23 protein-coding genes and 1 pseudogene are annotated in these 26,584 nt (G+C 66.8%); 18 read left to right on the plus strand and 6 right to left on the minus strand.

Annotation, left to right across the window (positions count from 1 at the left end; all coding sequences use genetic code 11):
• Positions 1-3: 3 nt before the first annotated feature.
• Positions 4-696, plus strand: a pseudogene (gene rpe / locus JX552_RS12685) (ribulose-phosphate 3-epimerase); the annotation flags it as partial.
• Positions 697-700: 4 nt separating this feature from the next.
• Positions 701-1,732 (plus strand): bifunctional diaminohydroxyphosphoribosylaminopyrimidine deaminase/5-amino-6-(5-phosphoribosylamino)uracil reductase RibD, encoded by a 1,032-nt coding sequence (ribD, locus tag JX552_RS12690; protein ID WP_205877732.1) that lies wholly within the window; start codon positions 701-703, stop codon positions 1,730-1,732.
• Here the strand turns inward: ribD and JX552_RS12695 are convergent.
• Both JX552_RS12695 and JX552_RS12700 read right to left on the minus strand, forming a co-directional pair.
• Complete coding sequence (locus JX552_RS12695; protein ID WP_205878399.1) at positions 1,713-3,347, minus strand: MFS transporter; 1,635 nt, start codon at positions 3,345-3,347, stop codon at positions 1,713-1,715. The two genes, ribD and JX552_RS12695, sit on opposite strands and share 20 nt — an antisense overlap.
• Positions 3,348-3,352: 5 nt before the next feature.
• On the minus strand, positions 3,353-4,072 hold the full coding sequence (locus JX552_RS12700) for an LppX_LprAFG lipoprotein (RefSeq protein ID WP_205877733.1): 720 nt from the start codon (positions 4,070-4,072) through the stop codon (positions 3,353-3,355).
• A 75-nt stretch (positions 4,073-4,147) separates the two neighbouring features.
• Between JX552_RS12700 and JX552_RS12705 the strand changes: the two genes are divergently transcribed.
• The 9 genes from JX552_RS12705 (at position 4,148) to JX552_RS12745 (ending at position 13,523) form a co-directional block, all read left to right on the plus strand.
• Positions 4,148-4,753, plus strand: coding sequence for a riboflavin synthase (locus JX552_RS12705; protein ID WP_205877734.1), 606 nt, complete (start codon positions 4,148-4,150; stop codon positions 4,751-4,753).
• Between the two features lie 89 nt (positions 4,754-4,842).
• Complete coding sequence (locus JX552_RS12710; protein ID WP_205877735.1) at positions 4,843-6,120, plus strand: bifunctional 3,4-dihydroxy-2-butanone-4-phosphate synthase/GTP cyclohydrolase II; 1,278 nt, start codon at positions 4,843-4,845, stop codon at positions 6,118-6,120.
• Positions 6,117-6,599 (plus strand): 6,7-dimethyl-8-ribityllumazine synthase, encoded by a 483-nt coding sequence (gene ribH, locus JX552_RS12715; RefSeq protein WP_205877736.1) that lies wholly within the window; start codon positions 6,117-6,119, stop codon positions 6,597-6,599. Before JX552_RS12710 ends, ribH begins: the two co-directional genes overlap by 4 nt.
• A 53-nt stretch (positions 6,600-6,652) precedes the next feature.
• Positions 6,653-7,063, plus strand: coding sequence for a PH domain-containing protein (locus tag JX552_RS12720; RefSeq protein WP_205878400.1), 411 nt, complete (start codon positions 6,653-6,655; stop codon positions 7,061-7,063).
• Positions 7,064-7,199: 136 nt separating this feature from the next.
• Entirely contained in the window at positions 7,200-9,143 is a 1,944-nt protein-coding gene (gene uvrC / locus JX552_RS12725) for an excinuclease ABC subunit UvrC (protein ID WP_205877737.1), read from the plus strand.
• Entirely contained in the window at positions 9,140-10,024 is an 885-nt protein-coding gene (gene rapZ / locus JX552_RS12730; RefSeq protein ID WP_205877738.1) for an RNase adapter RapZ, read from the plus strand. The genes uvrC and rapZ overlap by 4 nt, the downstream gene beginning before the upstream one ends.
• Positions 10,021-11,049, plus strand: a complete 1,029-nt coding sequence (gene yvcK / locus JX552_RS12735) for a uridine diphosphate-N-acetylglucosamine-binding protein YvcK (protein ID WP_205877739.1) — start codon at positions 10,021-10,023, stop codon at positions 11,047-11,049. Before rapZ ends, yvcK begins: the two co-directional genes overlap by 4 nt.
• On the plus strand, positions 11,046-12,023 hold the full coding sequence (whiA, locus tag JX552_RS12740) for a DNA-binding protein WhiA (RefSeq protein ID WP_205877740.1): 978 nt from the start codon (positions 11,046-11,048) through the stop codon (positions 12,021-12,023). Before yvcK ends, whiA begins: the two co-directional genes overlap by 4 nt.
• 117 nt (positions 12,024-12,140) lie before the next feature.
• Positions 12,141-13,523: a WS/DGAT/MGAT family O-acyltransferase gene (locus JX552_RS12745; protein ID WP_205877741.1), complete on the plus strand. Its 1,383-nt coding sequence runs from the start codon at positions 12,141-12,143 to the stop codon at positions 13,521-13,523.
• Between the two features lie 3 nt (positions 13,524-13,526).
• On the opposite strand, the gene JX552_RS12750 is transcribed toward JX552_RS12745, so the two are convergent.
• From JX552_RS12750 to JX552_RS12760, 3 genes are read right to left on the minus strand one after another with little or no spacing between them, the layout of a single operon-like run.
• Positions 13,527-14,804 (minus strand): alpha/beta hydrolase, encoded by a 1,278-nt coding sequence (locus tag JX552_RS12750; protein ID WP_205877742.1) that lies wholly within the window; start codon positions 14,802-14,804, stop codon positions 13,527-13,529.
• Positions 14,801-16,423, minus strand: a complete 1,623-nt coding sequence (gene fadD12, locus JX552_RS12755) for an acyl-CoA ligase FadD12 (RefSeq protein ID WP_205877743.1) — start codon at positions 16,421-16,423, stop codon at positions 14,801-14,803. The genes JX552_RS12750 and fadD12 overlap by 4 nt, the downstream gene beginning before the upstream one ends.
• Before the next feature lie 3 nt (positions 16,424-16,426).
• Positions 16,427-17,182, minus strand: a complete 756-nt coding sequence (locus JX552_RS12760; protein ID WP_205878401.1) for a 1-acyl-sn-glycerol-3-phosphate acyltransferase — start codon at positions 17,180-17,182, stop codon at positions 16,427-16,429.
• 209 nt (positions 17,183-17,391) lie between these two features.
• Between JX552_RS12760 and JX552_RS12765 the strand changes: the two genes are divergently transcribed.
• The 4 genes from JX552_RS12765 (at position 17,392) to JX552_RS12780 (ending at position 22,363) form a co-directional block, all read left to right on the plus strand.
• The gene (locus JX552_RS12765; protein WP_205877744.1) at positions 17,392-18,654 is read left to right on the plus strand and encodes a PucR family transcriptional regulator; all 1,263 of its coding nucleotides are present in this window, start codon (positions 17,392-17,394) and stop codon (positions 18,652-18,654) included.
• A gap of 89 nt (positions 18,655-18,743) precedes the next feature.
• A complete protein-coding gene (locus tag JX552_RS12770) occupies positions 18,744-19,118 on the plus strand; it encodes a hypothetical protein (protein ID WP_205877745.1) in 375 nt (124 codons plus the stop codon).
• A gap of 72 nt (positions 19,119-19,190) precedes the next feature.
• Positions 19,191-20,948: a DUF3556 domain-containing protein gene (locus JX552_RS12775; protein WP_205877746.1), complete on the plus strand. Its 1,758-nt coding sequence runs from the start codon at positions 19,191-19,193 to the stop codon at positions 20,946-20,948.
• A complete protein-coding gene (locus tag JX552_RS12780) occupies positions 20,945-22,363 on the plus strand; it encodes a phytoene desaturase family protein (protein WP_205877747.1) in 1,419 nt (472 codons plus the stop codon). Before JX552_RS12775 ends, JX552_RS12780 begins: the two co-directional genes overlap by 4 nt.
• Positions 22,364-22,406: 43 nt before the next feature.
• Here JX552_RS12780 and JX552_RS12785 read toward each other — a convergent pair whose 3' ends face one another.
• The gene (locus JX552_RS12785) at positions 22,407-23,258 is read right to left on the minus strand and encodes a beta-xylosidase (protein ID WP_205877748.1); all 852 of its coding nucleotides are present in this window, start codon (positions 23,256-23,258) and stop codon (positions 22,407-22,409) included.
• Positions 23,259-23,525: 267 nt separating this feature from the next.
• On the opposite strand from JX552_RS12785, the gene gap reads away from it, so the two are divergent.
• Genes gap through tpiA form a run of 3 tightly spaced genes read left to right on the plus strand, consistent with a single transcriptional unit; the run spans position 23,526 to position 26,580 of the window.
• The gene (gene gap / locus JX552_RS12790) at positions 23,526-24,557 is read left to right on the plus strand and encodes a type I glyceraldehyde-3-phosphate dehydrogenase (protein WP_205877749.1); all 1,032 of its coding nucleotides are present in this window, start codon (positions 23,526-23,528) and stop codon (positions 24,555-24,557) included.
• 2 nt (positions 24,558-24,559) lie between these two features.
• On the plus strand, positions 24,560-25,798 hold the full coding sequence (locus tag JX552_RS12795) for a phosphoglycerate kinase (protein ID WP_205877750.1): 1,239 nt from the start codon (positions 24,560-24,562) through the stop codon (positions 25,796-25,798).
• The gene (gene tpiA / locus JX552_RS12800) at positions 25,795-26,580 is read left to right on the plus strand and encodes a triose-phosphate isomerase (protein ID WP_205877751.1); all 786 of its coding nucleotides are present in this window, start codon (positions 25,795-25,797) and stop codon (positions 26,578-26,580) included. Before JX552_RS12795 ends, tpiA begins: the two co-directional genes overlap by 4 nt.
• Positions 26,581-26,584 lie beyond the last annotated feature (4 nt).

Raw genomic sequence — 26,584 nt, forward strand, 5'->3', positions numbered from 1 at the left:
AGTCTGTCGCACATGTCTGGTACGGGGGGTCCGCTGATAGCGCCGTCGATCCTGGCGGCCGACTTCGCTCGGCTCGCCGACGAAGCCGCCGCAGTGCACGGGGCCGATTGGCTGCACGTCGACGTGATGGACGGCCATTTCGTGCCCAACCTGACGATCGGCCTGCCGGTGGTGGAGAGCTTGCTGGCGGCCAGCAGCATTCCGATGGATTGCCACCTGATGATCGACAACCCGGACCGCTGGGCGCCGCCGTACGCCGAGGCCGGCGCCTACAACGTGACCTTCCACGCCGAGGCCACCGACAACCCGGTCGGGGTGGCGCGTGACATCCGCGCCGCCGGGGCCAAGGCTGGAATCAGCGTCAAGCCAGGTACCGCACTGGAGCCGTATCTGGAAATCCTGCCCCAATTCGACACGCTGCTGATCATGTCCGTCGAGCCCGGTTTCGGCGGTCAGAGCTTCATCCCGGAGGTGCTGAGCAAGGTGCGCACGGTTCGCAAGCTGGTCGACGCGGGGGAGCTGACGATCCTCGTCGAGATCGACGGCGGGATCAACCAGGACACCATCGAGCAGGCCGCTGAAGCCGGCGTCGACTGCTTCGTCGCGGGATCATCGGTCTACGGCGCGCAGGATCCGGCAGCCGCGGTTCAAGGGCTCCGGCGACAGGCCAGTGCGGCGTCGCGTCATCTGGGCATCGCTCATGACCGGCCCGAACACTCCCGCGCAGGTCAAGAGCATCGAAGAGGCCATGAAACTGGCCATCGAGCACTCTTATCAGGTCAAAGGCACCACCTATCCGAATCCGCCGGTAGGCGCGGTGATCGTCGACCAGGAGGGCCGGGTTGTCGGCGTCGGCGCCACTCAGCCGGCCGGTGGCGACCACGCCGAGGTCATCGCGCTGCGCCGGGCCGGCGGTCTGGCCGCCGGTGGTATCGCGGTGATCACCATGGAGCCGTGCAACCACTACGGCAAGACACCGCCGTGCGTGAATGCCCTCATCGAGGCCCGGGTGGGCACGGTCATCTACGCCCTCAACGACCCGAACGGCATCGCGGGTGGCGGGGCCGGCCGGCTGACGGCGGCGGGACTGCAGGTGCGGTCGGGGATCATGGCCGACCAGGTGGCGGCCGGCCCGCTGCGTGAGTGGCTGCACAAGCAGCGCACCGGCTTTCCGCATGTGACCTGGAAGTACGCGACCAGTATCGACGGCCGCAGCGCCGCGGCCGACGGATCGAGCCAGTGGATATCCAGCGAGGCGGCTCGCGCAGACTTGCACCGGCGCCGCGCGATCGCGGACGCGATCGTTGTCGGCACCGGCACCGTTCTCGCCGACAACCCCACGCTGACCGCCCGGCTGCCCGATGGCTCGCTGTCGTCACAGCAGCCGCTGCGGGTAGTGGTGGGCAGACGCGAAATCCCGCCGGAAGCCAACGTCCTCAACGACGATTCACGGACCATGGTGATCCGCACCCGCGAGCCCGTCGACGTGCTCAGGGCGCTGTCGGACCGCACCGATGTCCTGCTGGAAGGTGGCCCCACGCTGGCCGGGGCCTTCCTGCGAGCTGGCGCGATCAACCGGATCCTGGCTTACGTCGCGCCGATCTTGCTCGGTGGTCCGGTGACCGCCGTCGACGACGTCGGGGTGTCCAGCATGGCGCATGCGCTGCGCTGGCAGTTCGACAGTGTCGAGCAGGTCGGACCGGACCTGCTGCTCAGCTTGGTCGCTCGCTAGCGGTTTCGCTCACTACCGCGGACGGCGATTCGAGGGCCGGGGGCTCGGCGGCGTCCGGCTCGTCCGCGTGTTCGTGGCGACCGCCGATCAGCAGGCCGAGCAACGCACCCACCACACAGATGACGACGGTGACTTTGAAGATGTCGCCGTACATCAGCGCGAAAGCCTGCAGATACTGGTGTCCCTGGATGGTCACGCGTTCCAGCACGCTGGCATCGGGCGGGATGGTCGCCGAGAGGTGCGCCAGGTTCTGGTTGAACCGGTACAGCCCCCAGGCGCTCAGTGCCGCCACGCCGATCAGCATGCCGGTCATCCGGGCGACCACCACGGCGGCCGAGGCGATGCCGTGCTGAGCCGCGGGCACCACCCGCAGCGCCGCCGACGACAGCGGTCCGATCACCAGGCCGAGTCCCAGGCCCGCGACCAGCAGGTCGGTGTGCACTGCCGGCAGCATCAGCCCGAGGATGTCGTGCTTGCGCTGCATCAGGTCGCCGCGCCAGTACGAGATCAACCAATAGCCCGCGCCCGCGATCGACATCCCGACGAAAGCCACGACCCGGTCGCCGGCCCTGGTGGCGATCCACCCGCCGAGGACGGCGCCGATCGGTAGCGCGATCAGGAACCACAACAGCAGGCCCGCCGCCTGGTTCTGGTCCATCTGGAGCACGCCCTGGCCGAACAACTCCACATTCACCAGCGTCACCATCAGGGCGGCGCCGGCGCAGACCGAGGTGCCCAGCGCCGACAGGAACGGTCGGAAATGCACACCGGCCGGTTCGATGAGCCGGGTGCGTGCGAAACGCTCCCAAGCGAAGAACGCGAGCGCTGCGACGGCCGCGCCGATCACCAGGGGCAGGCCGTAGCTCGGCAACACCTGTTTGCCGTCGGGGTTGGGGTTGTACAGGCCGATCACGGCCAGGCCCAACGCGAGGGCCAGCAGCAGACCGCCGGTGATGTCGATCTTCTCGGGGGAGTCGCTGCGGTCGTGTGAGGGCAGGCTGAAGTGGATCATCACCATGGCGATCAGGGTCAACGGGACGTTGATCCAGAACACGTGTCGCCAGTCGTGGAACAGGAAGACGATGAAGATGCCGTACAGCGGACCCAGCACGCTGCCCAGTTCCTGTGCGGCCCCGATGCCGCCGAGGACCCCGGCGCGGTTACGCTCCGACCACAGGTCGGCGCCCAGCGCCAGCGTCACCGGCAACAGGGCGCCGCTGGCGATGCCCTGGATGGTGCGGCCCACGATCAGCACGTGAAAGGCCCGGTTCGGGTCCGGCGAGAGCAAGATGTAGTCGCCGGCCTCGATCGTCCAGTTGCCGATCTGCACCGACAGCGCGGTCACCACCGAGCCGACGATGAACATGAGCAGGCTGGCCTGCAGCACGAACTTGCGCCCGAACCGGTCGGAAGCGCGGCCCAGCAGCGGCATCGCGGCGATGTAGCCCAGCAGATACATCGTGACGATCCAGGTGATCCGCTGCAGCTGGTTCACCGGGATGCCGACACTGCTCATGATGTCGCGCATGATCGTGACCACGACATAGGTGTCGAGGGCACCGAGCAGCACCGCCAGGCTGCCCGCACTGATCGCTATTCGGCGTCCCGTTTGCATGGCCATCAGCTCAGCGGGGGCTTGGTGACCTGGACCTGCTGGCCCCAGTTGGACAAGGTCATCTGCACCGAGTTTCCGGTGCCGCGCTCCAGCCTCGCTTGCACCAGCTGGTGATCACCACCGTCCTGGATCCAGATGGTCGTCGGCACCGGATCCGACGCGCTGAACGGCGGTGCGATCGCGTTCACCGCCTGGGCCGTGGTCTTCCCGGTGATCCGGACGGTGTTCTGCCCGTTGATGTTCTCGCGGCCGTCGGCCTTCGCCTCGCTGAAGTTGGCCAACACGTTGGCAACGCCTTTGTCCGCGCTCAGAATCTGCGAGGGGTCGTACACGTCAGAGGCCTTGCCGAAATCGCTCCACTTGTTCGGCGTGAGCGTGGCGTAGAGGATCCCGTCGATCACCACGAAGTCCGCGTCGATGTCTGAGCCGGCGAACGTCAGCTTGACGTTGCCCTTGGCGGCGGTGGGCTCGGTGTTGAGGTCGCCGGTGAGGGTCTTGATGGACAAGCCCGGAATCTTGCCGTTCACCGTCAACACGATGTGAGCGCTCTTGACGGCCTTGCTGGCCTCGGTGGCCTGGGCGACCAGCTGCTGGGTGGCCTTCGCGTCGGGAAGCGGCCCGCCGCTGTCCTTCTTTTTGATCGAGCACCCTGCGGCGAGCGTGATCGCGACGCTCAGCGCAGCGAGGACAGCCAGAAGACGGCGGGATTTTTGCATACCCTGCATCGTAGAGGGTGCCCCTGACCCGGCCGGGGAACCAGGCGGGTGCGGGGCCGCTCGGACACTCATTAACCTGGTGCGATGTTCACTGGAATTGTCGAGGAACTCGGAGAGGTGACCGGCCGCGACGCGCTGGCTGACGCCGCGCGACTGATCATCCGCGGTCCGACCGTCACCTCCGATGCCGGTCACGGGGACTCGATCGCCGTCAACGGGGTCTGCCTGACGGTCGTCGACGTATTGCCGGACGGCCAGTTCAGCGCCGATGTCATGGCCGAGACACTTAACCGTTCGAACCTGGGTGAGCTCCGGCCGGGGAGCCGGGTGAACCTGGAGCGCGCCGCCGCCATCGACAGCCGGCTTGGTGGGCACATCGTGCAGGGCCATGTGGACGGCACCGGGGAGATCATCGCCCGCACCCCCTCCGAGCACTGGGAGGTGGTGCGTGTTGAGATGCCCGCCTCGGTGGCGCGTTACGTCGTGGAGAAGGGTTCGATCACCGTTGACGGGATTTCGCTGACCGTTTCCGGTCTGGGCGCCGAGCCCCGGGACTGGTTCGAGGTCTCGCTGATTCCGACCACCCGCGAGCTGACGACGTTGGGGTCCGCCCCGGTGGGCACCCAGGTAAATCTGGAAGTGGACGTGATCGCTAAATATGTGGAGCGCCTGTTGCGGGCCGGCAGCTGAGGTGGGGGCCCCACACAGCAAGGAGGTAACAAACGCGGGCCTGCGGTGGTTCATACTTGAGAGCAAAAGCAGGCAGGTGAGGACACGAGATGACCAGGTTGGACTCCGTCGAACGGGCGGTTGCCGACATCGCGGCGGGTAAGGCCGTCGTCGTCATCGATGATGAGGAACGCGAAAACGAAGGCGATCTGATCTTCGCGGCCGAGAAGGCCACTCCCGAGTTGGTCGCGTTCATGGTCCGCTATACCTCGGGGTACCTGTGTGTTCCGCTGGACGGCGAGGTCTGCGATCGGCTCGGCCTGTTGCCGATGTATGCGGTGAACCAGGACAAGCACGGCACCGCCTACACCGTCACTGTCGACGCGAGGATCGGTGTGGGTACCGGGATCTCGGCCTCGGACCGGGCGACCACCATGCGGCTGCTGGCCGACCCGGCGAGCATCGCCGCGGATTTCACCAGGCCCGGGCACGTCGTTCCGCTGCGCGCCAAGGACGGCGGGGTGTTGCGCCGACCCGGGCACACCGAGGCGGCCGTGGATCTGGCCCGGATGGCCGGACTGCAGCCGGCCGGTGCCATCTGCGAGATAGTCAGCCAAAAAGACGAGGGCGCGATGGCCCAGACCGACGAGCTGCGGGTGTTCGCCGACGAACACGGGCTCGCGATGATCACTATCGCGGATCTGATCGAGTGGCGCCGCAAGCACGAGAAGCACATCGAGCGCATCGCCGAGGCGCGGATCCCGACACGCCACGGAGAGTTCCGCGCAATCGGATACTCCAGCATCTATGAGGACGTCGAACACGTCGCGCTGGTCCGCGGTGACATCGCCGGGCCCACCGCCGAGGGTGACGACGTGCTGGTGCGTGTGCACTCGGAGTGCCTCACCGGCGACGTGTTCGGGTCGCGTCGCTGCGACTGCGGGCCTCAGCTGGACGCCGCGATGGCCATGGTGGCCCGCGAGGGCCGTGGCGTGGTGCTCTACATGCGCGGACACGAGGGCCGGGGCATCGGCCTGATGCATAAGTTGCAGGCCTATCAGCTGCAAGACGCCGGCGAAGACACCGTGGACGCCAACCTCAAGCTTGGATTACCGGCTGACGCAAGGGATTACGGTATCGGCGCTCAGATACTCGTCGACCTCGGCGTGCGTTCGATGCGGCTGCTGACCAACAACCCGGCCAAACGCGTCGGACTGGACGGGTACGGACTGCACATCATTGAAAGGGTGCCGTTGCCGGTACGGGCGAACGCGGAGAACATCCGCTACCTGATGACCAAACGCGACAAGATGGGCCACGACCTGGCCGGGCTGGATGATTTCCACGAATCGGTGCATCTCCCAGGCGAATTCGGCGGGGCATTATGAGCGGTGGTGCGGGCGTGCCGGACATCCCGGTGCTCGACGCGTCGGACATCAAGCTTGCCATCGTCGCCAGCACCTGGCATGACACGATCTGTGATGCGCTGCTGGCCGGTGCCCGCAGGGTGGCAACCGATTCCGGCATCGACGAACCCACCGTGGTTCGGGTACTCGGTGCGATCGAGATTCCCGTCGTCGCCCAGGAGTTGGCCCGCGATCATGACGCGGTCGTCGCGCTCGGGGTGGTAATCCGTGGTGAGACGCCGCACTTCGACTACGTCTGCGACGCGGTGACCCAGGGCCTCACGCGGGTGTCGCTGGATGCCTCCACTCCCGTGGCCAACGGGGTGCTGACGACCAACACCGAAGCCCAGGCACTGGATCGGGCCGGCTTGCCGTCGTCCGCCGAAGACAAGGGCGCCCAGGCCGCCGCAGCGGCCCTGACCACGGCGCTTACCCTGCGCGACCTGCGCGCTCAATCGTGACGACATCCAAGTCCGGTGAGTGGGACCTGGTGTGCCGTCCCCGCCTGACCCCGATGTTCGCCTATGCCGCGGCCGTGGTGCTGGTGGTGGCCCACATCGCGATCGGGCTGGTGCTCAAGATGGGCTCGAGCGGCGTGGTTTTCCAGACCGCCGACCAGGTGGCGATGGGTGTGCTGGGAGTCGTGCTGGCGGGCCTGGCACTGCTGTTCACCCGCCCCCGGTTACGTGTCGGTGCGGCGGGTATCTCGGTACGCAATGTGTTCAGCGACAAGCTGATCCCGTGGGCCGACGTGGTGGGCGTGTCCTTCCCGGTGGGCAGCCGCTGGGCCCGGGTGGACCTGCCCGACGACGAGTACATCCCGATCATGGCGATCCAGGCGGTGGACAAGGAACGCGCCGTGCACGCGATGGACGCCGTCCGCGACGAGTTGGCCCGCCACCGCCCGGACCTGCACGCGCGCTGATACCGGGTCGGCTGCCGCGACACTGAAACCTTGCCCACGACACGCCGACGTTGATGTGTCTGACTTCAGTCTCGGCTGACTGGGGAGCCGGTAAACCGGCGTGAGTGTCGTCGCCGGGCACCACTAGCCTGGATGCGTGCCCGATCCCGCCACGTACCGTCCCGCGCCCGGGTCCATCCCGGTCGAGCCGGGCGTCTACCGCTTCCGGGATGCCCACGGCCGCGTCATCTACGTCGGCAAAGCCAAAAGCCTGCGTAGCCGCCTGACGTCGTATTTCGCCGACGTCGCAGGTCTGCATCCGCGTACCCGGCAGATGGTGACCACGGCCGCCAAGGTCGAGTGGACGGTGGTCAACACCGAGGTCGAGGCGCTCCAGCTGGAGTACAACTGGATCAAGGAGTTCGACCCGCGCTTCAACGTCCGCTACCGCGACGACAAGTCCTATCCGGTACTGGCCGTCACCCTGAACGAGGAGTACCCGCGGTTGATGGTCTACCGCGGACCCCGACGCAAGGGGGTGCGGTATTTCGGGCCGTACTCGCATGCGTGGGCGATTCGCGAAACACTGGACCTGCTCACCCGCGTTTTCCCGGCTCGCACCTGCTCCAACGGAGTCTTCAAGCGGCACAACCAGATCGACCGGCCCTGTCTGCTCGGCTACATCGACAAATGCTCCGCGCCGTGCGTCGGTCGGGTCAGCGCCGAGCAACACCGCCAGATCGTCGCAGACTTCTGCGACTTCCTGTCCGGCAAAACCGAGCGTTTCGCGCGCGAGCTGGAACAACAGATGCACGCGGCATCGGGTGAGCTGGACTTCGAACGGGCGGCCCGGCTCAGAGACGACCTGGGCGCGCTGCGGCGGGCGATGGAGAAGCAGGCCGTGGTGTTCGGGGACGGCACCGACGCCGACGTGGTCGCTTTCGCCGACGACGACCTCGAGGCCGCGGTACAGGTCTTCCACGTGCGCGGGGGACGGGTTCGCGGTCAGCGGGGCTGGATCGTCGAAAAGTCCGGGGATCCGGGTGATTCCGGTGCCGAGCAGTTGGTAGAACAGTTTCTCACCCAGTTCTATGGCGAACAGGCTGAATTGGGTGGTGCCGCCGACGAAGCCGTCAACCCGGTGCCGCGTGAGGTGCTGGTGCCCTGCCTGCCTTCCAATCACGACGAGCTGGCCAGCTGGCTGTCCGGGCTGCGAGGTTCGAAGGTCACCCTGCGAGTGCCGCGGCGCGGCGACAAGAAGGCGCTGGCTGAGACGGTGGAGCGCAATGCGAAAGAGGCGCTGCAACAACACAAGCTGAAGCGCGCCGGTGACTTCAATGCCAGATCGGCTGCACTGCAGAACATTCAGGATGCCCTCGGTCTGGCGGATGCCCCGTTGCGCATCGAGTGTGTCGACATCAGCCATGTGCAGGGCACCGATGTCGTCGGCTCGCTGGTGGTTTTCGAGGACGGCCTGCCGCGCAAGTCGGACTACCGGCATTTCGGCATCCGCGAGGCAGCGGGGCAGGGGCGCTCGGACGACGTGGCGTCCATCGCGGAGGTGACGCGGCGCCGCTTCCTGCGGCATCTGAGCGACCAGAGCGACCCCAATATGCTTTCCGCGGAGGGCAAGTCGCGCCGCTTCGCCTACCCGCCCAATCTGTACGTGGTGGATGGCGGGGCGCCGCAGGTCAATGCGGCCAGTGCCGTACTGGAGGAGCTGGGTGTCACCGATGTCGCGGTAATCGGCCTGGCCAAGCGGCTGGAAGAGATCTGGGTACCCGCAGAACCGGACCCGGTCATCATGCCCCGAAACAGTGAGGGTCTGTATCTGCTGCAGCGAGTGCGTGACGAAGCGCACAGGTTTGCCATCGCCTACCATCGCAGCAAGCGATCCAAGCGAATGACGGCCTCGGCGCTGGACTCCGTGCCCGGGTTGGGCGAGCACCGGCGCAAGGCACTGGTCACCCACTTCGGATCGATCGCCCGCCTCAAGGAGGCCACCGTCGACCAGATCACCGCCGTTCCCGGTATCGGCGTGGCCACCGCCACCGCCGTCCTGGAGGCACTACGGCCCGACGTGACGGGAGCTCCGGAATGACGAGCAGTGACACCTCAGCCGGCATCGACGTCGTGCTGGTGACCGGACTGTCGGGCGCCGGCCGCGGCACGGCCGCCAAGGTGCTCGAGGATCTCGGCTGGTATGTGGCCGACAACCTGCCACCCCAGTTGATCACCCGCATGGTCGATTTCGGGTTGGCCGCCGGGTCACGGATCACCCAGCTCGCGGTGGTCATGGATGTGCGGTCCCGTGGATTCACCGGCGATCTGGACGAGGTGCGCAACGAACTGGCGACCCGCAACATCACGCCTCGGGTGGTGTTCATGGAGGCGTCCGACGACATGTTGGTACGCCGCTACGAGAACAACCGGCGCAGTCATCCGCTGCAGGGCCAGCAGACGCTGGCCGAAGGCATCGCCGCCGAGCGCCGGATGCTGGCTCCGGTGCGCGCCACCGCCGACCTGATCATCGATACGTCGACCCTTTCGGTGCGCAGCCTGCGGGAAAGCATCGAGCGGGCCTTCGGTGGCAACGGCGGCGCGACCACCAGCGTCACGGTCGAGTCCTTCGGCTTCAAATACGGCCTGCCGATGGACGCCGACATGGTGATGGACGTCCGGTTCCTGCCCAACCCGCACTGGGTGGACGAGTTGCGTCCGCTGACCGGTCAACACGAACCGGTACGCGACTACGTGCTCAGCCAACCCGGAGCGGCCGAGTTCCTCGAGACTTACCATCGGTTGCTGGCGCTGGTTGTCGACGGCTACCGGCGGGAGGGGAAGCGTTACATGACGGTCGCCATCGGCTGCACCGGCGGCAAGCATCGCAGCGTGGCGATCGCCGAGGCGCTCATGGGCTTGTTGCGGTCCGATCCGCAGTTGACCGTGCGGGCACTACACCGGGATCTGGGTCGCGAATGACGGACAACATCGTCGCGCTCGGCGGCGGCCACGGTTTGTATGCGACGCTGTCGGCGGCGCGCCGGCTCACCCCGCACGTCACCGCCATCGTGACCGTCGCCGACGACGGCGGCTCCTCGGGGCGGCTGCGCAGCGAGCTGGACGTGGTACCGCCGGGCGACTTGCGAATGGCGTTGGCGGCGTTGGCATCCGACAGTCCGCATGGCCGATTGTGGGCGACCATCCTGCAGCACCGCTTCGGTGGTAGTGGCGCGCTGGCCGGGCACCCGATCGGGAACCTGTTGCTGGCCGGGCTCTCGGAGGTGCTCGCCGACCCCGTCGCGGCCCTCGACGAGATCGGGCGCATTCTCGGCGTCAAGGGCAGGGTGCTTCCGATGTGCCCGATTGCCCTGCAGATCGAGGCCGACGTGTCCGGTCTGGAATCCGACCCACGCATGTTCCGGGTGATCCGGGGTCAGGTCGCCATCGCATCGACGCCGGGCAAGGTTCGCCGGGTGCGGTTGCTGCCCGCCGATCCGCCCGCGACCCGCCAAGCCGTCGACGCCATCATGTCGGCCGAACTGGTGGTGCTGGGACCGGGCTCCTGGTTCACCAGCGTGATCCCGCACGTCATGGTGCCCGGGCTGCATCAGGCCTTGCAGGCCACCCGTGGCCGTAAGGCGCTGGTGCTCAATCTCGTCGCGGAACCGGGCGAAACGGCGGGCTTCTCGGTGGAGCGCCATCTGCACGTGCTGGCCCAGCACGCGCCGGGATTCACCGTCGACGACATCATCATCGACTCCGATCGCGTCCCGAGCGACCGCGAACGCGACCAACTACGACGCACCGCGACCCTGCTGCAGGCCGAGGTCCACTTCGCCGACGTGGCCCGACCTGGTACACCTTTACATGACCCGGGCAAGCTGGCCGCAGTCCTGGATGGGGTGCTCGTGCGAGACAGGGATCCGGCGGCGCCCGCGGTGAAGGCCACCGAAGAGATGCCGATCGACGGGGTAAGACCGAGGGGTGACGACGCGTGGCGATGACGACTGAAGTGAAGGATGAGCTGAGCCGTCTGGTAGTCAAGTCGGTCAGCGCGCGGCGCGCGGAAGTCACGTCCCTGCTGCGGTTCGCCGGCGGCCTGCACATCGTCGCCGGCCGCGTGGTCGTGGAGGCCGAGGTGGATCTGGGCAGCATCGCGCGGCGGCTGCGCAAGGACATCTTCGACCTGTACGGCTACAACGCGGTGGTGCATGTGTTGTCGGCCAGCGGAATCCGCAAGAACACGCGGTACGTGTTGCGGGTGGCCAGCGACGGCGAAGCGCTGGCCCGGCAGACCGGCCTGCTCGATATGCGCGGACGCCCGGTCCGTGGCCTGCCGGCGCAGGTCGTCGGCGGCAGCATCGCCGACGCCGAAGCCGCCTGGCGGGGAGCTTTCCTGGCGCACGGCTCGCTGACCGAACCGGGCCGGTCTTCGGCGCTGGAAGTCAGCTGCCCCGGGCCGGAGGCGGCGCTGGCGCTCGTCGGGGCGGCACGGCGCCTGGGGGTCAGCGCCAAGGCGCGCGAGGTGCGCGGCGCCGACCGGGTGGTGGTGCGTGACGGCGAGGCGATCGGCGCCCTGCTCACCCGGATGGGAGCGCAGGACACCCGGCTGATCTGGGAGGAGCGCCGACTGCGCCGCGAGGTTCGCGCGACCGCCAACCGGCTGGCCAATTTCGACGACGCCAACCTGCGCCGCTCGGCCCGCGCGGCCGTGGCCGCGGCTGCCCGGGTGGAGCGTGCCCTGCAGATACTCGGCGACACGGTGCCCGACCACCTGGCGACCGCCGGTCAGTTGCGCGTCGAGCACCGGCAGGCCTCGCTGGAGGAACTCGGTCGGCTCGCCGACCCGCCGATGACCAAAGACGCTGTGGCAGGTCGTATTCGGCGCCTGCTGTCGATGGCCGACCGCAAGGCGAAAGTGGACGGGATTCCCGACACCGAATCCGCGGTGACCCCCGACCTGCTCGAAGACGCCTGAGCCGCGCGAGCTGGGGCCCTCGCGAGCAGCGAATCGGTCCTCTGCTCGCCGTAACAAATCGGCGTTGTGAGGAAGAAGTATTGGCTTCCGAAGGTGGCTGCGGGCTACGGTCGTGGGATGAAACGGCTCTCGAGTGTTGATGCAGCGTTCTGGTCTGCCGAGACCGCCGGCTGGCACATGCATGTCGGTGCGTTGGCGATCTGCGACCCCAAGAAGGCGCCCGACTACAGCTTCCAGCGACTCCGTGAGCTGCTCATCGAGCGATTGCCGGAGATCCCGCAGCTGCGCTGGCGAGTCACGGGATCCCCGCTCGGGCTGGACCGCCCGTGGTTCGTCGAGGACGAGGAACTCGACATCGACTTCCACGTCCGGCGCATTGGTGTCCCGGCTCCCGGCGGCCGCCGCGAACTCGAGGAACTCGTCGGCAGGCTGATGTCCTACAAGTTGGACCGCTCCCGGCCGCTGTGGGAACTGTGGGTCATCGAAGGCGTCGAAGGCGGCCGCATCGCCACCTTGACGAAGATGCACCACGCCATCGTCGACGGCGTCTCCGGGGCCGGGCTGGGTGAGATACTCCTGGACGTCACGCCCGAGCCTCGCCCGCCGCAGAAAGAAACGGTGGGATTCGTCGGGTTCACCATCCCCGGCCTGGAGCGGCGGGCGCTCGGCGCGCTGATCAACGTCGGCATCATGACGCCGTTCCGCATCGCCCGGTTGCTGGAGCAGACCGTGCGTCAGCAGATCGCCGCGCTGGGGGTGGGCGCCCGGCCGCCACGCTATTTCGATGCCCCCAAGACACGATTCAACGCGCAGGTTTCGCCGCACCGGCGCATCACCGGCTGTCGCGTGGAACTGGACCGGGTCAAGGCCGTCAAGGACGCGTTCGGCGTCAAGCTCAACGACGTGGTGCTCGCGCTGGTCGCCGGCGCGGCGCGCGAGTACTTGCAGAAGCGCGACGAGCTGCCCTACAAGCCGCTGATCGCCCAGATTCCGGTGTCCACCCGTACCGAGGAGAACAAATCCGACGTCGGCAACCAGATCAGCTCGATGACGGCATCGCTGGCCACTGACATCGACGACCCCGCAGAGCGGCTCAAGGCCATTCACGAGAGCACCCAGAACGCCAAGGAAATGGCCAAAGCGCTTTCGGCACACCAGATCATGGGGCTCACCGAGACCACGCCGCCCGGGCTGCTACAGCTGGCCGCCCGCGCTTATACCGCCAGCGGACTGTCGCACAACCTCGCGCCGATCAACCTGGTCGTGTCCAACGTGCCCGGCCCGCCCATCCCGCTCTACATGGCCGGTGCCAAGCTCGATTCGCTGGTTCCGCTGGGGCCGCCGGTGATGGACGTCGCGCTGAACATCACCTGCTTCTCCTACCAGAAGTACCTGGACTTCGGATTCGTCACGACGCCCGAAGTGGCCAACGACATCGACGAGATGGCCGACGCCATCGAGCCAGCTCTGGCCGAGCTGGAAGCCGCGGCCGGCCTGTAGGCCCTAACGGTCGTTGGAGTAGTTCGTCACATAGACCCAGGACAAGAACCGGGCGACTGCCTCCGCGGCTTTGTTCGCGCGCGGCGACCCGAAAATGTCGAAGGCATGCTGGGCATTGGGCAGCTCGGCGTAGGCGACCGGAGCCTTCGACACCGAACGCAACTCGTCGACGAACTCCCGCGCCTCGGCGACCGGGATCAGGGAGTCGTCGGTCCCGTGCAGGACGAAGAACGGTGGCGCGTCCACATGCACATACCGCAGTGGCGAGGCCTCTTCGTAGATTTCCCGATGGGTGTCGAGTTTGTGCTTCACCACCAATCGTTCGAGGACCTGCACGAACTGCTCGCGTCCCGGAGCGTCGGTGGAGTACCAGTCGTAGCGACCGTAGAACGGCACGGCCGCCATCACCGAGGTATCGGCGTCTTCGAAGCCGGGCTGGAACTTGGGCTCGTTGGGAGTCAGAGCCGCCAGGGCAGTCAGGTGTCCGCCGGCCGAACCACCGCTCAGCGCAACGAAGTTCGGGTCTCCGCCGTAGGCCGCGATGTTCTCCTTGACCCACGCCAGCGCCCGCTTGACGTCGACGATGTGGGCCGGCCAGGTGTGCCACGGCGACACCCGGTAGTTCATCGACACGCAGACCCAGCCCCGCGAAACGAGGTGGCTCATCAGGGGATACGCCTGCGGTCGACGCCACCCGATCATCCATGCTCCACCGGGAATCTGCAGCAGGACAGGCGCTTTGCCGTCCATTGGCAGGTCGCGGCGGCGCCAGATGTCGGCCAGGTTCGCCCGTCCGTGGGGTCCGTAGGAGACGATGTTCTGCTTGTCGACGAAGCGGCGCCGCGCCACCGTGGTGCGCAGCGGCGGATTTCGTCGTCCCCGCCGGGTCGGTTCGGTGGGCAGGTCTTTGAGTTGATCGGTGTAGTCAGGCCCGAGCTGCTCGGTCAGCCCTGCTTCCAAAATCGGTCCCGAAGTTGTTATTCCGCGGTATCGGATGACAGCCAGGATCGCCCAGGACGCCGCGGTCAACGCCAGCGCAACCTTTCCTTTCAGACCGGCGAAGTCGCCGCGTCGACCGCGACGCACGGCGTCCAGCGCGGACACCGAAGCGTACAGGCCCGGCACCTCTGACGTGGGCCAGCCGAACCAGAACACCGTCGGCGACGCATACGGGTTGCGGGTGATCGGGCGTAATCCGTTGGCGGCGTTGACGAGTTCCACCGTTGCCCGGGTCAGTGGCCGGGGCCGGCGCAGCTGCCGCAGCACGCGCCGGGCGTTCATGAGCCGCTCACCCGGGCCTTGAGTTCATTGCGCAGAATCTTGCCGGTGCTGCCGCGGGGAAGCTCGTCGAGCACGGTGATCTCGCGCGGCACTTTGTAGTTGGCGAGGTTGTCCCGCACGTGCTGCTTGAGCGTCTCGACCGTCGCAGCGGCACCCGGCTCGAGCACTACGAACGCCGACAACCGTTGGCCGTACTGTTCGTCGTCGACGCCGATCACCGAGGCTTCGGCGACGTCCGGGTGGGCCGCCAGCGTCTTCTCCACCTCGATCGGGTAGATGTTCTCACCGCCGGACACGATCATCTCGTCGTCGCGCCCCACCACGAACAGCCGGCCGTTCGTGTCGAGGTATCCGACGTCACCCGAAGACATATAGCCGGCGTGAAAGTCCTTGGTCTTGCCGGAGGTATAGCCATCGAACTGGCTGCCGTTGTGCACGTAGATGGTGCCGACCTCGCCGGTGGGCACTTCCTGGAAATCCGAGTCCAGAATTCGAATCTGGGTTCCGTCGGCCGGCTTGCCCGCGGTATCCGGTGCGGCGCGCAGATCCGCCGGAGTGGCGGTTGCGATCATCCCCGCCTCGGTGGCGTTGTAGTTGTTGTAGATCACGTCGCCGAACTGGTCCATGAAGGCGATGACGACGTCGGGCCGCATCCGCGAACCCGACGCCGCGGCGAAACGTAACGACTTGCAGCTGTACCGATTCCGGACCTCGTCGGGCAGTTCCATGATCCGGTCGAACATCACCGGCACCACCGCGAGGCCGGTCGCCTGATGGCGGTCGATCAGGGCCAGCGTCGCTTCGGGATCGAACTTGCGCCGGGTGACCACGGTGCAGGCCAGCGAGGAAGCCAGCACCAGCTGGGAGAAGCCCCACGCATGGAACATCGGCGCCACGATCACGATGGGCTCCTCGGCCCGCCATGGCGTCCGGTCCAGCACACCCTTGAGCGTCTTGATCCCGCCGTTGCCGCCGGAATGTTTGGCGCCCTTGGGTGTTCCGGTGGTTCCGGAGGTGAGCAGGATCAGCTTGCTCTTGCCGCCGGTGCGCTGGGGCCGTTGGCCGGTGTGGGCTTTGATGAGCTTCTCGACGGTCACCTCGTGCGGTTCGTCGGCCCACGCCACGATCCGGGTCGCGTTCGGCGCGTCCGCCAGCGCCCGATCCACCGTCGGGGTGAACTCCTCGTCGTAGACGATCGCGTCGACGCCCTCGCGGCTGACCACCTCGGCCAGCGCGGGGCCGGCGAAAGAGGTGTTGAGCAGCAGGACATCGGCGCCGACCCGGTTCGCCGCCAATAGCGCGTCGATGAACCCGCGGTGATTGCGGCACATGATGCCGACCACCTTGGGTGGTCCGCCCGGTTGGGCCTGCAGCGCGGCGGCGAATGCGTCGCCGCGCTGGTCCATCTGTCGCCATGTCAGGGTGCCGAGTTCGTCGATCAGCCCGGGCCGGTCGGGGCAGCGTTGCGCCGCACCGGCGAAGCCGGCGGTGAAACCGATTCCTTCACGGGCCATCGCGACGGCCACTCGCATATAGCGGTCGGGCCGCATCGGCGCGATCATGCCCGCACGGCGCAGGGTGGCGAGCACGCCGCGAATCTCTTCAAGACGAGATGCCATGGCTCAGCCCACAATCGGGAATCGACGCTTGGCGGCGAGCTCGTTGAGCCCCTCTTGCATGACTGACCGGACATACTCGTCGACTTTGTCGACATCCGGGTCATCGCCGAATTGTGCTGCGATGTCGATAGGTTTGAGCACCTGCATCTTGATCTTGGCCGGCAGCGGGACATTGGGCGGGATGGCGGCGCTGAACCCGAAGGGGAATCCGAAGGAAAGCGGCAGGATGTCGCTGCGCAGGAGCTTTTTGATGCCTAGATTTCGGGCCAGCCAGGTGCCGCGGGTGAGGTACAGCTGAGTCTCCTGACCGCCGATACCCACCATCGGCACGATGGGGACTCCCGCTTCGATCGCGGTGCGGACGTATCCCTTGCGGCCATTGAAGTCGATGACGTTCTCCACCGACGTCGGCCGGTAGGCGTCGTAGTCGCCGCCCGGGAAGACGACGACCACCCCTCCGGAGCGCAGTGCCGCGGCCGCGTTCTCCCGGTTGGCCCGGATGTAGCCGGTCTTGCGGAAAAAGTCCGCCGTCGGGCCCATGAACAGGATGTCGTGGCTCAGCGTCAGCACCGGGCGGTCGTAGCCGAACTTGTCGTAGAAGTCAGTGCTGAAGATCGGGACGTCCATCGGGAATTGACCGCCGGAGTGGTTGGCGACAACCAACGCCCCGCCAGGCGGGAACCCATCGAGGCCATGCACCTCCGACCGGAAGTAGGTCTTCAAGACCGGCCGCATGACGCTGATCATGCGCCGGGTCATGCCCGGATCGAACTTCCCGATATCGCCCCGTTCCGGGTCTTCGTTGTCGTTGCTCACTGAGGCTCCCTTGCCGTCGAATCCCTCAGATCGTAGCGACCGCCCCCGCGGTTGTGTGCCGGCATCGTGACCGAAAGCCTCCCGTGGAAGCCGCCGAAGGTGCACAGTGTGCTTGGTTCCAGGTTCACGCTGCTGCAGAAGGGACTCTCAGGGTGGCCGAAGCGGGAAATGTGGTGGGTTCCGGGTGCGTCGCGTTGATCGCCCGGCAGATGGACGCGATTCGCGACACTTTCACCACCGAGCTGTTCGACATGATGAGAGGCGAGATCCAAGGGCTCAAACACGACCCGCGAATGATGGACCTGTGGCACGCGAGCCTCACCGAGAACTTCGTCGCCGCGGTGCATTACCTGGAACGGGATGCGCCGACGGCGCTGCTCGAGGCGCCCCCCGCCGCGCTTGCCTACGCGCGGGCGTCCGCACAGCGGGACATCCCGCTGGCGCCACTGGTTCGGGCGCATCGACTGGGACATGCGCGGTTCCTGGAAGTGGCGATGCAGTACGTGTCGCTGTTGGAGCCGCAGCAGCAGGTGCCCACGATCATCGACCTGGTGAATCGCTCGGCCCGCGTCATCGACCTGGTGGCCGATCAGCTGATCCTGGCCTACGAGGAGGAGCACGACCGCTGGCTGAGCCGGCGTAGCGGTCTGCAGCAGCACTGGGTCAGCGAGGTGCTGGCCGGGACCCCGGTCGACGTGCAGCGCGCCGAGAAGGTGCTGCGCTATGGGCTGGACGGGCGCCACGTCGCGGCCGTGGTGTGGGTCGACGACACGGTGCCCATCGACCAGGTGGTCGCTCGGTTTGACGAGGTGCGCTGCTTGATGGCGGCCGAACTGGACGCGGCCGGCCGATCGCTGCTGGTGCCGACCGACGAACGTGAGGCGCGGCTGTGGTTCTCGGTCGGCGGTGCAGCCGACCTGTGCAGCATCCCAAGCGCATTCGAATCGGCGAGCATCGGGGCGCGGGTGGCGTGCGGCCGGTTCGGCCACGGACTGCGTGGCTTCCGGGCCACAATGAAACAGGCCGAGCTGGTGAAGACGGTGGTACTGGCCGGCGGAGACCGCCACAGCAGGCCGGTCGTCTGCTACGACGACGTGGCGCCGGTGGCGTTGATGGCCGGCGACGTGGACGAATTGCGGCGCTTCGTGGCCGACACGCTGGGCGACCTCGCCGGCGCCGGTGAGCGCAACGAGTGGCTGCGCGAGACTCTGCGCGAATTCCTGATCCGCAACCGCAGTTTTGTCGCCACCGCCGAAGCAATGATATTGCACCGCAACACAATTCAGTACAGGGTCGGGCAAGCGATGGAACTTTGCGGGCAGAACTTCGATGATCCCGACGCGGTGTTCAAGGTCCAGACCGCGCTAGAGGCCTGCCGATGGATGGCGCCGGCTGTGCTGCGGGCACAAAAGTAATCGACAGATTCGGTCTCAGCGCATAGCCGGTCGGCGGTCCCTGCGAGTTAGCGTTTGCCCACGTCAACCGCCAACCGAAAGAGGCAGACATGGACCGGCCCGCCGCCAACAGCAGCCAGGCCGATTGCGCGTTGCGGCTGATCACTCAGATCTGTAAGCGGACCAATCTGCAGATGGACATCTATCAGCGGGCGATCGTCGTCGCTGAACAGCAGGGTCGCCCAGATCAGGTGCGTGAGCTCCGGCGGTTTCTGGGCATGCAACGTCAGGACCGAAACCTCCTGCGCGAACTGCTCGACCGCGACAAGTCGGCGGGGGTCCCAGCGGGCAAGCCATCCGTGTGTGATGAGGGGTCACGCGGATGGCATTGCCGCTGGCGGGCTTCCCGGCGGCGGTGCTGCCGCCGGGCCGGCCGAGCACGAATTGCATTGCACCGCAGTAAGTTACGAAACCCGCTCGGGTAGGTCTACACCACGGTCGGGTGGTGCCGATAGATTGGACGGGCCAGACAGATTCCTCCTGGAACGAGGCCAGCCATGGGATTCATCTCACCGGACCTTCCCGATGTCGATCATGACACCTGGCTGACCCTGCCCCGGGCAAAGCGACTGCAGGTCGTCACCCGGCACTGGGCGGAGAACGGCTTCGGAACGCCGTACGCGGTGTACCTGCTGTACCTACTCAAGATCGGCCTGTACGTCGCGGCTCCGGCGGCCATCATCGGACTGACACCCGGTCTGGGCGGGCTGAGTCACATCGGCGACTGGTGGACGCAACCGATCGTGTACCAGAAGGTCATCATCTTCACCCTGCTGTTCGAGGTCCTCGGCCTGGGTTGTGGCTCCGGGCCGCTCACCGGACGCTTCATGCCGCCGATCGGTGGTGTCCTGTACTGGTTGCGTCCCAAGACAATTCGCCTGCCGGCCTGGCCGGACAAGGTGCCTTTCACGCGCGGCGATTCGCGCGGCATCGTCGACGTCGTGCTGTACGCGATCGTGCTGGGCGGTGCGGTGTGGGCGCTGGTGTCCCCGGGGCACGGCGGGCCGGTGACGGGCGGCGGTGACGTCGGTCTGATCGACCCGGTGCTGGTCATCCCCACGATCGTCGCGCTCGCGTTGCTGGGCCTGCGTGACAAGACGATCTTCCTGGCCGCCCGCGGCGAACATTACTGGCTGAAGTTGTTCGTGTTCTTCTTCCCGTTCACCGACCAGATCGCGGCGTTCAAGATCATCATGCTGTGCCTGTGGTGGGGAGCGGCGACGTCCAAGCTCAACCACCACTTCCCTTACGTGGTGGCCGTGATGACGAGCAACAACGCGCTCCTGCGCAGCCGTCTCTTCCTCCCGGTCAAGCACCTGCTCTACCGCGACCACGTTGACGATCTTCGCCCCACCTGGCTACCGAAGCTGATGGCCCACGTCGGTGGCACCACAGCGGAATTCATCGTTCCCACGGTGCTGGTGTTCTTCGCCGGCGATCATCCGTGGCGGTGGTTCCTGATCGGATTCATGGTGTTGTTCCACCTCAACATCCTGTCCAACCTCCCGATGGGGGTTCCGTTGGAGTGGAACGTATTCTTCATGTTCTCGCTGTTCTATTTGTTCGGGCATTACGGCGCGATCGGCGCCACCGAGCTGAGATCGCCGCTGCTGTTGGCGCTCATCGCGATCGCAGTCGTCGTCGTCATCGTGGGAAACATGTTCCCCGAGAAGATTTCGTTTCTGCCCTCGATGCGCTACTACGCCGGCAACTGGGCGACCAGCACCTGGTGCTTCCGCACCGGCGCCGAGGACAAGATCGAAGCCAACGTAGTGAAAAGCTCTGCGCTGGTTGTCAATCAGCTCACCAAGCTGTACGGCGCGGCAACCGCCGAGGTGATGTCGGACAAGGTGGGGGCGTTCCGCGCCATGCACACCCACGGACGTGCCCTCAACGGCCTACTGCCCCGGGCAATCGAGAACGAAGCCGACTACAGCGTGCGAGACGGCGAGATCGTGGCCGGACCCCTGGTCGGGTGGAACTTCGGTGAAGGTCACCTGCACAACGAGCAGTTGTTGGAAGCGCTACAACGGCGCTGCAGCTTTGAGGACGGTGACGTCCGCGTCATCGTCCTGGAAGGTCAGCCGATCCACATTCAGAAACAGTGGTACCGAATCGTCGACGCCAAGACCGGTCTCATCGAATCCGGCTACGTCGACGTCCGCGAGATGCTGACCCGCCAACCGTGGCCGGCGCCGGGCGACGAGTTCCCGGTGCACGTCACGACGGAGCCCGTCGTCCACGGCACCTCATGACGAAAGCGATCATCGTCGGCGCCGGGCCCAATGGTATGGCCGCGGCGATCCATCTCGCCCGGCAGGGCATCGACGTGCATGTCCTGGAAGCCCAGGACACCATCGGAGGGGGAGTGCGTTCTGGCGAACTGACGGTGCCCGGCGTCATCCACGACTACTGCTCGGCCTTTCATCCCCTGGGTGTCGGATCACCGTTCTGGCAGGAGATCGAACTCGAGAGTTACGGGCTGACCTGGAAGTGGCCGGAGGCGGACTGCGCTCACCCGCTCGACGACGGATCCGCCGGGATGCTGTACCAGTCGGTGGCCAAGACGGCCAAGGGACTGGGCGCCGACCGGCTCCGCTGGCGCGCCGCCGTCGGCGGACTCGCCAAAGGCTTCGACGACCTGGCCGATGACCTGCTGCGTCCCGTCATCAACATCCCGCGTCACCCCGTCCGGCTCGCGCTGTTCGGTCCGCGCGCGGTGCTGCCCGCCACCGTGGTGGCTGGCTACTTCCGCACCGAGCAGGCGCGGGCCCTCTACGGCGGCGCGGCCGCGCACGCCTTCACCCGGCTCGACCGTCCGCTGACGGCCTCACTCGGGTTGATGATCCTGGCCAGCGGACACCGTTACGGCTGGCCGGTCGCCGAAGGCGGATCGGGGGCGATCACCAAAGCTCTGAGCGCAGCCTTGGACGCCGAAGGTGGACGGGTCACCACCGGGGTTAAGGTGACCAGTCGGCGCGACATCCCCAACGCCGACATCGTCATGCTCGACCTGAGCCCCGCCCAGGTGCTGGCCATCTACGGCGACGCCATGCCAACCCGCATCACACGGTCCTACCGCCGCTATCGCGAAGGGTCCTCGGCGTTCAAGGTGGACTTCGCGATCGAGGGCGACATTCCGTGGACCAATCCCGACTGCGCCCGCGCGGGCACGGTGCATCTTGGCGGCGGCTTCGAGGAGATCGCCGACACCGAACGCCGTCGAGCGCAAGGCACCATGGTCGAGCGCCCGTTCGTGTTGCTCGGGCAGCAGTACCTGGCCGACAGGTCGCGTTCGGCGGGCAACATCAACCCGATCTACGCCTACGCGCACGTACCGTTCGGCTACACCGGTGACGCGACCGCGGCGATCGTCGACCAGATCGAGCGGTTCGCCCCCGGATTCCGCGAGCGCATCGTTGCCACGGTAAGTACCAGCACCGCCGAGCTGGAAGCCCACAACGCCAGTTACATCGGCGGCGACATCATCGGTGGCGCCAACGACAGGTTGCAGATCCTGTTTCGGCCGCGCATCGCGGTCGACCCGTATCGGATCGGCGTGCCGGGGGTCTTTCTGTGCTCACAGTCCGCGCCGCCGGGAGCCGGAATCCACGGATTGTGCGGTTACCACGCCGCCGAATCTGCGTTGCGGTGGTTGCGCACCACCTGACTGAATCCCTGCCCGGCGGCGTCAGCCCGCAGCCTCGCCGGCGTCAGCCCGCGGCCCCGCCTGGGCCGGCCGGCAGGGGCTGGCCGGCTACGGGCCCACCTGCCGGCGCCGGCCCGGTCGGGTCGCCTTTGCCCGTCCCGGACATGGTGGTGATCGGAGCGCCAACCGGTGCACCCGCCGGTACGGGGGCGCCGACGGGGACCGGTCCGGCGACGGGGACCGGTGCGCCGATGGGTACGGGTGCGCCGATGGGTACGGGTGCGCCGATGGGTACGGGTGCGCCGATGGGTACGGGTGCGCCGATGGGTACGGGTGCGCCGATGGGTACGGGTGCGCCGATGGGTACGGGTGCGCCGATGGGTACGGGTGCGCCGATGGGTACGGGTGCGCCGATGGGTACGGGTGCGCCGATGGGTACGGGTGCCGCCACCGGCCCGGGAACCACCACCGGAGCGACTGCCGGCACGGCTGCGGCGCCCACCGGTCCAGGCACCACGACCGGAGCACCGACACCGGACATGCCGGTGATAGGAGCGCTGGCCGGGCCGCAGTTCTCCGTGGGCGCCGGTCCACCGGCGGGGGTCGCCGGCGCCCCGGCCGGTGCTCCACCTGCGCCCGCGGCTCCACCCGCGGCCCCAGCGCCACCGGCCGCGGCCGGGCCGCCGTAAGCGCAGCACACCGGTACTCCGCCCGCGCCCGCCGCGCCTGCGGCTCCGGGGATTGCAGCGGGGGCGCCTTCGGCTCCGCCGGCCGTACCCGACATTCCCTGGATGCACGCGTGGCCACCGGTCTTCAGCGGCACCGCTGCCGCAGTCGGACTCAGCGACAATGCGGCCCCGCACACCCCCGCGGCGGCAGCAAACACCTTGAGGTTGAATCGATCGAAGATCGTCATCAACGTCAGCTCCTTCATTCGCGCTCCAGCAGATCCGTCGGGTCGTATCCCGACGACCGGGTTGATTGTCAGACGCCGATCCAAGAGACAAACGGTGCCGCACCGTGCCGTTTCCAAATGGTGACGTTCGGGAAGGTTTAACCCCTTGTCGAACGTTGTGCCGGGTAAATGACAACGCCGCCGCCGGTCAGGCCGCGCCGTGGATTGTGCACTGATCTAGGCTGACGGCGAGCGCTTACCAGCGGACACAAGGAAGAGGAGAGACACGTGACGGTCCGAGTTGGCATCAACGGCTTTGGTCGAATCGGACGCAACTTCTACCGAGCCCTGTTGGCTCAGCAGGAGCAGGGCCTGGCGGCTTCCGATGCCGCGATTGAGATCGTGGCCGTCAATGACATCACCGACAACCACACCCTGGCGCATCTGTTGAAGTTCGACTCGATCCTCGGACGGCTGCCCTATGACGTGAGCCTGGAAGGTGAGGACACCATCGTGGTGGGCCCCGCCAAGATCAAGGCGCTGGCGGTGCGGGAGGGACCCGCGGCGCTGCCCTGGGGTGAGCTGGGCGTCGACGTGGTGGTCGAGTCCACCGGTCTGTTCACCAACGCCGCCAAGGCCAAGGGCCACCTGGATGCCGGGGCCAAGAAGGTGATCATCTCCGCCCCGGCCACCGATGAAGACATCACCATCGTGCTCGGGGTCAACGACGACAAGTACGACGGCAGCCAGAACATCATCTCCAACGCCTCGTGCACCACCAACTGCCTGGCGCCGGTCACCAAGGTCCTCGATGACGAGTTCGGCATCGTCAAGGGGCTGATGACCACCGTCCACGCCTACACCCAGGATCAGAACCTGCAAGACGGTCCCCACAAGGACCTGCGTCGGGCACGGGCGGCGGCGCTGAACATCGTGCCGACCTCCACCGGGGCGGCCAAGGCCATCGGGCTGGTGATGCCTCAGCTGAGAGGCAAGCTGGACGGGTACGCGCTGCGGGTGCCGATCCCGACCGGTTCGGTGACCGACCTGACGGTCGAACTGTCCAAGCCGGGCTCGGCGGAGGAGATCAACGCGGCGTTCAAGGCGGCTGCCGAGGGCAGGCTCAAGAACATCCTGAAGTACTACGACGCCCCGATCGTCTCCAGCGACATCGTCACCGACCCGCACAGCTCGATCTTCGACTCCGGGCTGACCAAGGTCATCGACAACCAGGCCAAGGTCGTCTCCTGGTACGACAACGAATGGGGCTACTCCAACCGCCTCATCGACCTGGTCAAGCTCGTCGGCAAGTCGCTCTAGCCGTGAGCGTCCCGACTCTGAAAGACCTGCTCGCCGAGGGTGTTTCGGGCCGCGGCGTGTTGGTGCGCTCCGATCTGAACGTGCCACTCGACGATGACGGCAACATCACCGACCCGGGGCGGATCACCGCATCGGTGCCGACGTTGAAGGCGTTGTTGGACGCAGGCGCCAAGGTGGTCGTCACCGCCCATCTCGGCCGCCCCAAGGATGGCCCCGACCCCAAGTACTCACTGGCGCCGGTTGCTGCCGCGCTCGGTGAGCAACTGGGCCGGCACGTGCAATTGGCCGGGGACGTCGTGGGCACCGACGCGCTCGCCCGCGCCGAGGGGCTTACCGACGGTGACATCCTGCTGCTGGAGAACATCCGCTTCGACAAGCGCGAGACCAGCAAGGACGATGGCGAACGCCTCGCGCTGGCCCGGCAGCTTGCCGAACTGGTCTGGCCCGGTGGAGCTTTCGTCTCCGACGGGTTCGGTGTGGTACACCGTAAGCAAGCTTCGGTGTATGACATCGCCACGGTGTTGCCGCACTATGCGGGCACATTGGTCGCCGACGAGATCGAGGTGCTGCAGCAGTTGACCAGCTCGACCCAGCGGCCGTACGCGGTGGTGCTGGGCGGATCGAAGGTGTCGGACAAACTCGGCGTGATCGAGTCGTTGGCCACCAAGGCCGACAGCATCGTGATCGGTGGCGGCATGTGCTTCACATTCCTTGCCGCGCAGGGCTATTCGGTGGGCAAGTCGCTGCTCGAAGAGGACATGGTGGACACCTGCAGCAGGCTGCTGGAGACCTATCACGACGTGTTGCGGCTGCCGGTGGACATCGTGGTGACCGAGGAATTCGCCGCCGATTCACCGCCGCAAACCGTGGCTGCCAACGAGATTCCAGATGATCTGATGGGTCTGGACATCGGCCCAGGATCGGTCAAGCGGTTCACCACGTTGCTGTCCAACGCCAGGACCGTCTTCTGGAACGGGCCGATGGGCGTCTTCGAGTTCCCGTCCTACGCCGAGGGCACCCGGGGTGTCGCCGAGGCGATCGTCAAGGCGACCGGCAAGGGCGCGTTCAGCGTCGTCGGCGGCGGTGACTCCGCTGCCGCGGTGCGCGCCCTGAAGATTGCCGAAGACGCGTTCTCACACATATCCACCGGCGGCGGTGCGTCGCTGGAATACCTTGAGGGCAAATCACTTCCGGGCATCGAGGTGCTTGGTGAGCCCCAGCCGACCGGAGGTGACTCGTGAGCCGCAAGCCGTTGATCGCCGGCAACTGGAAGATGAATCTTAACCACTTCGAGGCGATCGCCCTGGTGCAGAAGATTGCATTCTCGTTGCCGGACAAGTACTTCGACAAGGTCGACGTCACCGTGATCCCGCCGTTCACCGACCTGCGCAGCGTGCAGACCCTGGTGGACGGCGACAAACTGCGGCTGACTTATGGCGCGCAGGACCTCTCGCGGCACGATTCCGGTGCCTACACCGGTGAGATCAGCGGGGCGTTCCTGGCCAAGCTGGGCTGCAGCTTCGTCGTGGTCGGACATTCCGAGCGTCGCACCTACCACAACGAGGACGACGCGTTGGTGGCCGCGAAGGCCGCGGCAGCGCTCAAGCACGAGCTGACCCCGATCGTCTGTATCGGCGAGCACCTGGAAGTCCGCGAAGCCGGCAACCATGTGTCGCACAATGTCGAACAGCTGCGTGGTTCGCTGGCCGGCCTGTCGGCCGAGCAGATCGACAACGTCGTCATCGCCTACGAACCGGTCTGGGCGATCGGCACCGGCCGGGTGGCCAGCTCGGCCGACGCTCAGGAAGTGTGCGCGGCGATCCGCGAGGAACTGGCCGCGCTGGCCTCACCGCAGGTCGCGCAGTCCGTGCGGGTGCTCTATGGCGGCTCGGTGAACGCGAAGAACGTCGGCGACCTGGTGGCTCAGAGCGACATCGACGGTGGTCTGGTCGGCGGGGCGTCGCTGGACGGGGAGCAGTTCGCGACGCTGGCGGCGATTGCTGCCGGGGGGCCGCTGCCCTGATCGT

This window comes from Mycobacterium gordonae (assembly GCF_017086405.1).
GTDB classification, from domain to species: domain Bacteria; phylum Actinomycetota; class Actinomycetes; order Mycobacteriales; family Mycobacteriaceae; genus Mycobacterium; species Mycobacterium gordonae_D.